This is a genomic window from Maribacter spongiae (assembly GCF_047345125.1).
GTDB lineage: Bacteria > Bacteroidota > Bacteroidia > Flavobacteriales > Flavobacteriaceae > Maribacter.
In genome coordinates, this window is the sequence record NZ_JBLFEQ010000006.1 from 267,847 (window position 1) to 279,757 (window position 11,911).

Consider the following 11,911-nt stretch of genomic DNA (forward strand, 5'->3'; position numbering starts at 1 on the left):
GACAAAAACCTTATTCCCATAACCAGCGATAACGTTTTTCACAATTTTTGGAATATGAAGAAGGTGTTTTAAAGCAGATTACAGGATATAACCCGTATATTTATAACTTAAACCTTTAATCAATTATCTATGGATTTTTCGTTGACCGAAGAGCAGAAATTAATTCAACGTGCAGCTCGGGATTTTGCTCAAAACGAACTACTCCCCGGAGTAATAGAGAGAGATGAAAAACAGCTTTTTCCAAAAGAAGAAGTGAGAAAAATGGGGGAATTGGGGTTTCTTGGCATGATGGTAAATCCAAAATACGGAGGTAGTGGATTAGACACATTGTCCTATGTTTTAGTAATGGAGGAACTTTCCAAAGTAGATGCTTCATCATCCGTTATCGTTTCCGTAAACAACTCCTTGGTCTGTTGGGGATTAGAAACCTTTGGAACAGAGTCGCAAAAGGAAAAATACCTAAAAAAATTGGCTACGGGTGAGATAATAGGGACGTTCTGCCTTTCCGAACCGGAAGCGGGAAGCGATGCAACCTCTCAAAAAACCACGGCAACGGACAAAGGGGACCACTATCTTCTCAACGGAACTAAAAATTGGATTACAAATGGCAGTTCCGCCGATGTTCATTTAGTGATTGCCCAAACGGATAAGGATAAAAAATACAGGGGCATCAATGCCTTAATTGTCGAGAAAGGATCGGAAGGTTTTGAAATTGGTCCAAAGGAGAACAAATTGGGTATTCGGGGCAGTGATACACATTCCCTTATTTTTAATGATGTAAAAGTCCCAAAAGAGAATAGGATCGGCAAGGACGGTTTTGGGTTTAAGTTCGCCATGAAAACCCTGGCCGGTGGACGAATAGGCATTGCCTCCCAAGCCTTGGGTATCGCCACAGGGGCATATGAATTGGCCCTTAAGTATGCCCAGGAACGAAAAGCCTTTGGTACGGAGATAAGCAACCATCAGGCAATCGCTTTCAAATTGGCCGATATGCACACCCAAATACAGGCCGCAAGACATTTGGTCTATAAATCGGCTTGGGACAAGGACATGGGTAATAATTATGATCTTTCAGGAGCCATGGCAAAACTATACGCTTCACAGGTAGCCATGGAAACTACCATAGAGGCCGTACAAATACACGGAGGCAACGGTTTTGTAAAAGACTATCATGTAGAAAGATTGATGCGGGATGCCAAAATCACCCAGATATACGAAGGGACTTCAGAAATTCAAAAAATTGTAATCTCCAGAAGCATTCTCAATTAAAACTCAATACCCCCCTATTTTTTTTGAAAAAAATACATAAATAACATAAATAAGGAAATTTACACCTCATTTTTTGGGGGTGTTTATACCAAAATTTGTTATTTTACAAAAATACCCCTTGAAATTTCTATCAAGGGGTTATACAATGTACTAAATTTATCAATCTGATAAATAGATCATACCGAAAATATAGATTCTAACATTTTTTAACCACAAATTAAAAGTGTTGAATATTATTATCAATAATATCTATTTTACTGAATATTATTCAACTAAAATGATATTTTTGAAGAAATACCATAAATTATGAAGCTGAAGAAACAAGGGTTATATCTCCCGGAATTTGAACATGACAACTGTGGAGCTGGATTTATATGTAGTCTAAAAGGAAAGAAATCCAATGATATTATTCATAAGGCACTGGAAATCTTAGATCGGCTGGAGCACCGTGGTGCCGTAAGTGCCGATGGTAAGACCGGTGATGGTGCGGGCATCCTAATTGATATCCCCCATACTTTTTTTAAGGATGTGTGTGATTTTGAATTGCCGGAATCCGGTAATTATGCAGTAGCCAACGTATTTTTACCTCAAAAAGAAAATCAACGTGATTATTGCATATCAATATTTGAAGAGAATATCAAAAAACAAGGGCTTCAACTTTTGGGTTGGAGAAATGTTCCGGTAAACCCTTCCATCCCCGGAAGAATAGCCGGAGAAACCGAGCCCTTCATCAAACAGATCTTTATTGGAAAAGAAAGCAACGAACAATCCTATTTTGATTTTAATCTTAAACTGTTCATTGCCAGAAAAGTAACGGAACACACCATTATTGGTTCCAAATTATCGGAAAGCCAATTTTTCTACGTACCAAGTCTTTCCACTAAAATCATCATTTTTAAAGGATTGTTGATGCCGCATGACATCAGCTTGTACTATACGGATTTATTGGATTCCAGGGTAGTGACCCGTTTGGCGTTGGTCCATCAACGTTTTTCCACCAATACGTTCCCCACCTGGGATTTGGCACAACCCTTTAGATATATGTGCCATAATGGGGAAATAAATACATTGCGGGGCAATGTGTCCCGAATGCTCTCCAGGGAAGAACTGCTTAAAAGTGATCTGTTCGGAGAAGAGATCAAAAACGTGCTGCCCATAATTTTACCGGGCAAATCGGATTCCGCAACTATGGACATGGTCGTAGAGCTTTTATTGATGACAGGCCGCTCACTCCCGGAAGTCATGATGATCTTGGTTCCCGAAGCATGGGAGAAAAATGACGAAATGTCCGAGGCCAAAAAAGCCTTTTACGAATATCATTCCTGTATGATGGAACCTTGGGACGGACCTGCATCCATCCCTTTTACGGACGGAAACTATATTGGCGCGGTCCTGGATCGAAACGGCCTTAGACCTTCAAGATATTCCGTTACCAAAGATGATTATGTGGTCATGTCCTCAGAGACCGGTGTAGTGGAAATTGCCCCGGAAAACGTTGAATTCCATGGTAGATTGGAACCGGGCAAAATGTTCCTGGTAAATATGGAGGAAGGCCGTATTGTAAACGATGAGGAGATAAAGGAAAATATTGCAAAAAAATATCCCTATAAAAAATGGCTGAATACCAATTTGGTACACCTAAGGGATATCCCTTATAACGATTGTCCTTTATTTTTGGGCGAGGCACCTTTGGAAAAAAGGAAATCCGTATTTGGATATACCTTGGAGGATATCAATACCATTATCCTACCTATGGGCAAAACGGCCAAAGAACCTATAGGTTCCATGGGGGCAGATACCCCTATCGCCGTCCTGTCACAAAGGCCACAACTGATCTACAATTATTTTAAACAGTTGTTCGCCCAGGTTACCAACCCTCCTTTGGACGGTATCCGTGAAGAACTGATTACAGATATTAGCTTAACCCTGGGCAGTGACCACAATATTTTTGAATTTTCAGAACTACATTGTAGAAAACTAAAAATCCAAAATCCGGTCATCTCCAAAGAGGATTTGGACAAAATAAAGAATTATGATGCAAGTCCGGATTATAAGGTAGTTTCCATACCCATCCTTTATAAAATCGAAAAAGGAAACAATGGGTTGGAAGATGCATTGGAATCTATATTAAAACAAGCATCCAAAGCCGTAGATGAAGGCACCAATATTATTATTCTTTCGGACAGGAACGTGGATAAAGACCACGCCCCGATCCCCGCACTTTTAGCCTGTTCGTTTGTAAACAGTGGGCTGCAAAAATTGGGCAAACGTTCCAAGGTCAGCATTATCATTGAGTCCGCCGAGCCTCGGGAAGTACATCATTTTGCATTGCTGTTCGGGTTTGGGGCCAGTGCCGTAAACCCATACCTGGTCAATGAAATTATAGGAGAACAGATCGAAGAACAGGATATTACGGAATTCACTTTTGAAGAAGCCATCAAAAATTACAATAAGGCCATTGGAAAGGGAATTTTAAAGGTGATGAACAAAATCGGGATATCCACGCTAAACTCCTACAGAGGTTCCCAACTGTTCGAATGTATCGGTATCAATTCAAAAATCGTAGAAAAATACTTCCCCAATACACCTACAAGAATTCAGGGCATCGGTCTTTATCAAATTGAAAAGGAAATTTCAAAAAGACATCAAAAAGCATTCGCCAAAAAAGAAGTAGCGGCAAACCTTGACCTGGAGATAGGTGGGGAATACCGTTGGAGAAGAGATGGTGAAAAACATATGTTCAACCCGTTATCCGTGGCCAAACTCCAGAAAGCGGTACGGGGCAATGAACCGGAAACTTATAAGGATTTTGCGGCCATGGTCAACAAGCAGTCCAAAAACCTAATGACGATAAGGGGGCTGTTCGAGTTTTCCAATTATGACCCTATTCCCTTGGACGAAGTGGAACCCTGGACGGAAATCGTAAAAAGATTTAAGACCGGGGCTATGTCTTATGGTTCTATTAGCAAGGAAGCACATGAAAACCTGGCCATTGCTATGAACCGGATCGGAGGAAAAAGTAATTCCGGTGAAGGCGGTGAAGATGAGGAGCGTTTTTATAAGAACGCAACGGGAAATTGGAAAAACAGTGCCATAAAACAAGTAGCTTCGGGCCGTTTTGGCGTAACTTCCAACTATTTGAGCAGTGCCAAAGAAATCCAAATAAAAATGGCGCAAGGGGCGAAACCCGGTGAAGGAGGGCAACTTCCCGGGCCAAAGGTAAACCCGGCCATTGCAAAAACAAGGAATTCAACACCTTACGTAGGGCTTATTTCGCCACCGCCACACCATGATATTTATTCCATTGAGGATCTGTCTCAACTGATCTATGACCTAAAATCGGCAAACAGAAAGGCCAGAATCAATGTAAAATTGGTTTCTGAAGTAGGAGTAGGTACCGTTGCCGCGGGTGTTTCCAAGGCTAAGGCCGATGTCATTCTAATTTCCGGAAGCGATGGGGGTACTGGAGCCTCTCCCCTAACCTCTTTAAAACATGCGGGCCTTCCCTGGGAATTAGGTATTGCGGAAGCGCAACAGACCTTGGTTCTGAACGATCTTAGAAACAGGGTCGTTTTGGAATGCGATGGGCAGCTCAAAACAGGTAGGGACGTTGCCATAGCCTGTCTATTGGGTGCCGAAGAATTTGGTTTTGCGACCGCCCCATTGGTAGCCTCCGGATGCATTATGATGCGTGTCTGCCATCTAAATACCTGCCCCGTTGGTATTGCCACCCAAAACCCCGAACTCAGAAAGAAGTTTAAGGGCAAACCGGAACACGTGGTCAACTATATGTATTTTATAGCCCAGGAGTTACGGGAAATCATGGCAAAATTAGGATTTAGGACCGTAAATGAAATGGTGGGTCAGGTGCAAAAACTGGATCGCAAAAAAGCCATTGAGCATTATAAGGCAGCAGGTATAGACCTAACACCTATTCTACACCGGATAGACGTTCCTGCCGGAACAAAATTCCATAATACACAAAAACAAGAGCACAACATTGAAAAATCAATGGAGTTTGACATCATCGCAAAAGCAAATCCCTCGCTTTTCCGTAAAGAAAAGGCAAATCTAAATTTCCCTATTTATAATACGGACAGGGCAGTCGGTGCCATTGTGAGTAATGAGATTTCTAAAATATACGGTGCACAAGGACTTCCTATAAACACCCTAAAATTGAATTTTACGGGTTCTGCCGGCCAAAGTTTCGGAGCTTTTGCAACACGAGGATTAACAATGATCGTCAACGGAAACACGAATGACTACCTCGGTAAAGGGTTATCAGGGGCCAAATTGGTCATAAAGGTGCCCGATGGTTCTACCATAGTCCCGGAAGACAATGTCATTACAGGGAATGTAACCCTATATGGAGCTACAGCGGGTCGTGCCTATATTAACGGTAAGGCGGGTGAACGTTTCTGCGTACGTAACTCAGGGGCAAAAGCCGTTGTAGAAGGTATTGGTGATCATGGTTGTGAATATATGACCGGTGGCGTCGCCGTAATCCTCGGGGAAGTAGGACGAAATTTTGGTGCTGGAATGAGTGGTGGAATAGCCTATATCTTTGATGAGAAAAAGACATTCAAAAAAAGATGTAAGAGTGAAGGTCTGAACTTACTGAAAGTGACGGAAGACAATGACATCAAACAATTAAAAGATCTGATCGAAAGTCATTATAATGCTACCTTGAGTCCATTGGCGCAACGCATACTGGAAAATTGGGAAACGGCATTACCCAAATTTACCAAAGTACTCCCGGAAGAATATAAACAAGCGCTTATTCGCCTAGAAAAAGAGAAATTACAAACTATATAAATCGAAATATGGGAAAGATAACTGGATTTATGGAATTCGATAGAAAAGTAGAGGCTTATGCGCCCGTGGAGGAGCGTGTTAAAAACTACAAAGAATTTACACTTCCAATGGAAGAAAAAGAGCTGAAAGAACAAGGGGGGCGTTGTATGAACTGTGGCATTCCCTTTTGTCACAGCGGATGTCCCTTGGGAAATCTAATCCCCGATTTTAATGATGCCGTATATCGAGGGAAATGGGAAAAGGCAACCGACATATTGCATTCGACCAATAATTTTCCGGAATTTACCGGACGTCTATGTCCCGCTCCTTGTGAAGAAGCTTGTGTACTCGGCATTAATGAGGATCCCGTGACCATTGAGAATATCGAAAAAAACATAGTGGAAACAGCCTTTGAAAAGGGATGGATCGTTGCCGAACCACCAGCTACAAGAACGGATAAAAAAGTTGCCGTTATAGGTTCCGGCCCAGCCGGACTGGCCGCTGCGCAACAATTGAATCGTGCAGGACACCTCGTAACCGTTTTTGAAAGGGATGAAAAACCAGGTGGACTATTGCGTTATGGCATTCCCGATTTTAAAATGGAAAAACACGTTATTGATAGAAGATTAGGCGTGTTAGAAGAAGAGGGGATTGTATTTAAATGCAATGTTCATGTTGGTGTGGATATCAAAGCCGAAGAACTTAAAACGGATTATGATGCTATTGTCCTTTGTGGGGGTGCTACAGTGCGTAGAAACTTGCCCATCAAGGGGTCTGATTTAAATGGTGTGGTACAGGCTATGGATTTCCTGCCCCAGAACAATCGCCGTGTTGATGGGGTAAAAAATTTCGAACACGAGATTTTGGCTACAAACAAAGATGTCATTGTAATCGGTGGCGGCGATACAGGTTCGGACTGTATCGGAACTTCATTACGCCAGGGAGCAAAATCAGTGTCCAATTTTGAGATTATGCCTATGGCTACGACCGACAGGCCCGCTGACCAACCTTGGCCATTTTGGCCAATGCGCTTAAGAACCAGTTCTTCCCACAAAGAAGGAGCAGAACGTTTTTTCAGTATTTCCACAAAGGAATTCATTGGCGATAAAAGCGGTAATTTAAAGGGATTGATAACTTCAGAGGTAGAATGGATCAAACAACCCGGTCAAAGACCCGTTTTAAAAGAAGTAGAAGGCACGGAAAAAGAATGGAAATGTGAATTGGCACTACTGGCCATGGGTTTTACCGGTTCCGAAATGACCGTAGCGGAGCAATTAGGCCTGGAGAGCGATGCCAGAACGAATATAAAGGCTTCGGATTCTGATTATAAAACGAATGTAGATGGTGTATTTGTCGCAGGAGATCAACGAAGGGGGCAATCCTTGATCGTTTGGGCAATTTCCGAGGGCAGGCAAGCGGCCCATCATGTAGATGCCTATCTTATGGGGGAATCGGCCTTACCGTTAAAAGGTGAGGGGGATCTGCCCAGAATATAGATTTCAAAAACTTTGATGGATAAAAAATAAAAGGAGCAACAATTGTTGCTCCTTTTATTTTCTTTTTTTTCCAAAAAAAGTTGACAACATAATATCATCGATTGTGACAAGTTATTCTCTCCGAATGCAATATGGGTACGAACCCACAAAACCTTCTCATTGGAAATCAAAAAACGTATTTTAATTCTTTTTCATTTTTTCAATCATTTTTCTAATATCACCACTTCCTTTAAAAGCGACAATTATCGTTACAACAATATACCATCCTAAAATAAGTGCACTCAACAATGTCCAAAACCAATGTTCCATAACCAACTTATTTTTTAATTAGAGGTTTTAATTTCGACCCAAGTATCATTGCCATCGCAGTAGCAGCATAGGTAGCAATACCAAATTTATAAGGTCCTATTTTAAGTATCTCTGTTTGAGCAGCATCCAATTCTTGTAAAATAAGATATGATATTGGTATCATCCCGCCAACTGCTATACTTGCAATTGCGCCCCAATTGTTGGCTGGTTTCCAATAGCAGGCAGAAATTAACAATACACTCATACTGGACAAATAAATCGTTCCCGTAACCTGAAGATAGACCCACAGATCACCTTTTAAAGGATACCATAATCCATACAGTAGTAAAAACACTCCAATTATCGCAATCAAAATCCTATTCCATAGCAATCCCTTTTTATCGGACCACAAACCCTTGTGAATGGGTTTCATGATATCATTATAGATTACCGAACTCCAGGCAATCATATACGATGAATTGGTAGACATATCGGCAGCCAGCATGGCCGCAATCAGAATTCCTATAAGTCCAACCGGAAGTGCTTTGGCCAAAAGATTCGGCATTGCCAAAATCGCTTCTCCATCTACAAATAGTTGTGTTCCAAAATAATGTAATGCAGCAATTCCCAATATTGCCGGTATTGTAAACCGAACCAAAAGGAAAGGGGAGGTGCCTATGAAAATACGTTTTGCAATTTTCGTATTCTTGGCGGAGAGGACCCTAGATATTATAGTCTGCCAGGTCAATACGGATGCAAAAGCCACCAAAACATCGAGCATGATTTTATCAATACCATATGTTTCACTTGCAAATGGGTTGTAGGCATTTGCCCCCAATGAATCATCCACACTTTGCAACATATTGAACCATCCAAAATCAACCACCAGCAGTATTACCACAGCAATCAACCCAATACTCATAACCACAAATTGAATATAATCCGTTATGAAGACAGATATCATTCCACCGAGGATAGTGTACATCGCAACACCTAAAAGAATAAGGGTCATAACAACTTCCAAATAGCCCACTTCAAACCCACACACTACGGTCAAAAAGATTCCAGCTTGTCGGAGACCCCCCATATTCAGCAATCCTCCCAAAACAATCACAACGCCACTAGCCCAACGCACCTTTGGTCCAAATTTATTTGCAAAAAGCTCAGGTAAGGTTACTACTTCTCTATCCCTCAAGGGTTTAATACAAAATCCGGTCCAACCAACAATAAACATGGCAAATGCCAGTGCTATTCCAGGGGTAATTCCAGCAAATCCGTATTTATATCCTAATTCGGCATTGGCCATACAGGTTGCAATACCAAATTCAGTAGCGGCTAGTGAGACTATTCCCAAGTATAGGTCAAATACAAATCCTGTATTAAAACTTGCCTCCTTGGATACTATCCAACAAGCTAGGGATGTCGCTTCAGCTGTTGTCCCTAATCTTCCCATTGGTATTTTGGAAGTCATATATGCTATCATTTTAGGGTCGGTGTCCTCGTTCATAGGGGTTGAAATTACTGCTGGTGCTATACCGTTAATGGTGATACCTGTTTCAGCATATTCCTTTCCCGTGCCCTTGACCAAACCCATCATACCAGATTTACTGGCTGCATAACCAACCATTCCAGGGTTTCCTTCTTTACCTCCAATGGATGTGAAATGCAGTATTCTACCATAATTTTGTTTGATCATCTGAGGTAACACTGCTTTGGTGATGATAAATGCCCCAGTTAAATTTACATCAATCACTTTTTGAAAATCCGTTAAATCATAATCTAAAATCTTAGTTGCTGATGGTCCGACTATACCTGCTGTATTAATCAAAATATCTATACGACCGCTTTCCTCAATTATCCGCTCTACTGTATTGATAATTTCATTTTCGTCGCAAATATCAGCCACAAAAGTAGAAGCATTCAATCCGAGTTCATTGAAATCCAATTTGCATTCCTCAAGGTCTTTCTCCAAAATATCAAGCAAGCAAACCTGTGCTCCTTCCAAAAGAAGTCTTTCAGCTATTTTTTTTCCAATACCTCTTGCACCACCTACGACTATCGCTACTTGGTTTTCAAACCTTTTCATTTTGACCTATATATTTATTCATATTAATATGCATGTCGTCATCTACATTATTCCATATTTTTTAAATGCCTCCACGGCGGGCATTCCGTTTTCAATTGCTTTTTGAACCACTTTCTCTCCTTTAGCCTTTTCCAGGGCCGCTTCTAATACCTCCTTTTCGATTTTTTGAGGGATTATACAGACACCATCCATATCTCCAAATACAATATCACCAGGCTCTATTCGAACCCCTTTGATTTCTATTGGAACCCGAAAATCGATAACCTTTCCTCTCGGTCCTTGATCTTGAGCATAACTACCATACGAAAAAGTTGGAAAATCCAATTTCAAAATACCTTTGGTATCCCTGGAATACCCATCCACAACTGTCCCCACAGCTCCACATTGCATTGCCCGACAACTCATTAACTCACCCCAAAGTGCATAGGTAGGAGACGAGCCGGTACAGATATACACCTCATTTTTCTTTAAATCATCAAGCGCTTCCAACATCAAACCAAAAGGTTTGGACATTATCGGATTACTCAAATTCTCGGAATTTTCATTATAGCAGTCAGCCTCTAACACAGGCATCGCACGACCAACAATGACCATATCAGCTCGTAATGGCTGAATTTGAGGAGGTAAAAACTGATGTAAAAAACCCATTTTATCCATCACATCTCCAATAACGGCAGAAAACAGTTCTTTTTTCATTACGATAAAAAGTTCATCATCACTTTTATAATCCATATTATTTTAACTTTTAAACAAAAAGAAAGTCATTAAATTAAGAAATGAGTTTTTGATTTATGATAAAATTCTATCAATAGTTTTATTTCGGCTACTAAATTTTCAACAAAAAACGATACAAAATCTATAATCAATAGTTTTTTATGGTATTTTAATTGCAATGTTTTCCATTTTGGCATCACAAATGCAAAGAATTAAACATAAATGTATTTTCCAATTATTCTCAAATGAAAGCTAAACTTGTAGATCGCAGTAATCCCTTAAACCAATCTTTTAGTACAAGCTATTTAGATCAAAAAAACTTCTTTAAGGTATGGCACTATCATCCAGAACTTGAATTGGTAATAATACTTGAAAGTAAGGGAACTCAGTTTGTAGGGGATAGTATTGAGCGATTTAAAAACGGTGATGTTCTTTTAATCGGCAAAAATTTACCCCATCTAATGCTCAACGACAACGAGTATTTTGAAACTGAATCCAAGCTTTCTGCAAAGGCTATAGTAATTAATTTTGAACGCTATTTTACCGGCAACACCTTTCTTTCGCTACCAGAAATGAAATCCATTGATGAATTTTTGAGCTTAAGTGAGCGAGGTATCAAATTCTCAGGACGGATTAAACAGTTCATACGGGAAATGGCTCTGAACATATTGTCTTCGGAAGGCTTTGAACGTATTCTTCTCTTTATTAAACTTTTATATACAATTTCAAATACTACGGAATATAGATTGCTGTCTACTCCTGCTTTTTCAAATTCCGTTGGAAACATCGAAAAAAGTAGGATGGGCAAGGTGTATGATTATGTCATGAACAATTTTGATAAAACTATTAGTTTAAAAAGAGTTGCTGAAGTTGTTCATATGAATCCCACTGCCTTTTCCAGATATTTTAAGCAAAATCACAAAGAAAACTTTACTCAATATGTAAACCAGATTAGAATTGGGTTTGCTTGTAAACTATTACTAGAGAAAAAACTAAATGTCTCAGAAATATGTTATAGGGCCGATTACAACAATATCTCAAACTTCAACCGGCAATTCAGAAGAATCAAAGGAGTGTCTCCAAAGGAGTACGTCAAATCGTATCCGCAGTAAATAAGGAGTATGGTCGTTGCCCCCTGAATCTGAACGGGGGAGGGTCTTTTCCATAAAAAAAGGGCCCTCCACGTAACGTGAAGGGCCCTTCGAGGAAGGCGGCTTCCTACTCTCCCACTTGGTATAGCAGTACCATCGGCGCGGACGGGCTT

Annotated in this window: 7 protein-coding genes; 4 read left to right on the forward strand and 3 right to left on the reverse strand. The window is 40.5% G+C overall.

What is annotated here, in order from left to right; genetic code table 11:
• The first annotated feature begins 129 nt into the window (after positions 1-129).
• The 3 genes from ACKWB9_RS10730 to ACKWB9_RS10740 all read left to right on the forward strand — a co-directional run bounded on the left by ACKWB9_RS10730 (position 130) and on the right by ACKWB9_RS10740 (position 7,559).
• Complete coding sequence (locus ACKWB9_RS10730) at positions 130-1,269, forward strand: acyl-CoA dehydrogenase (protein WP_414003005.1); 1,140 nt, start codon at positions 130-132, stop codon at positions 1,267-1,269.
• Between the two features lie 306 nt (positions 1,270-1,575).
• Positions 1,576-6,084: a glutamate synthase large subunit gene (gltB, locus tag ACKWB9_RS10735; RefSeq protein WP_414003006.1), complete on the forward strand. Its 4,509-nt coding sequence runs from the start codon at positions 1,576-1,578 to the stop codon at positions 6,082-6,084.
• Positions 6,085-6,092: 8 nt separating this feature from the next.
• Positions 6,093-7,559 (forward strand): glutamate synthase subunit beta, encoded by a 1,467-nt coding sequence (locus ACKWB9_RS10740; RefSeq protein ID WP_414003007.1) that lies wholly within the window; start codon positions 6,093-6,095, stop codon positions 7,557-7,559.
• Positions 7,560-7,739: 180 nt separating this feature from the next.
• On the opposite strand, the gene ACKWB9_RS10745 is transcribed toward ACKWB9_RS10740, so the two are convergent.
• Genes ACKWB9_RS10745 through ACKWB9_RS10755 form a run of 3 tightly spaced genes read right to left on the reverse strand, consistent with a single transcriptional unit; the run spans position 7,740 to position 10,629 of the window.
• Positions 7,740-7,868 (reverse strand): hypothetical protein, encoded by a 129-nt coding sequence (locus tag ACKWB9_RS10745; RefSeq protein ID WP_414003008.1) that lies wholly within the window; start codon positions 7,866-7,868, stop codon positions 7,740-7,742.
• A gap of 7 nt (positions 7,869-7,875) precedes the next feature.
• A complete protein-coding gene (locus ACKWB9_RS10750; protein ID WP_414003009.1) occupies positions 7,876-9,933 on the reverse strand; it encodes an SDR family NAD(P)-dependent oxidoreductase in 2,058 nt (685 codons plus the stop codon).
• Positions 9,934-9,975: 42 nt separating this feature from the next.
• Complete coding sequence (locus tag ACKWB9_RS10755; protein WP_414003010.1) at positions 9,976-10,629, reverse strand: RraA family protein; 654 nt, start codon at positions 10,627-10,629, stop codon at positions 9,976-9,978.
• A 263-nt stretch (positions 10,630-10,892) separates the two neighbouring features.
• On the opposite strand from ACKWB9_RS10755, the gene ACKWB9_RS10760 reads away from it, so the two are divergent.
• On the forward strand, positions 10,893-11,759 hold the full coding sequence (locus ACKWB9_RS10760) for an AraC family transcriptional regulator (protein ID WP_414003011.1): 867 nt from the start codon (positions 10,893-10,895) through the stop codon (positions 11,757-11,759).
• The last annotated feature ends 152 nt before the right edge of the window (positions 11,760-11,911 follow it).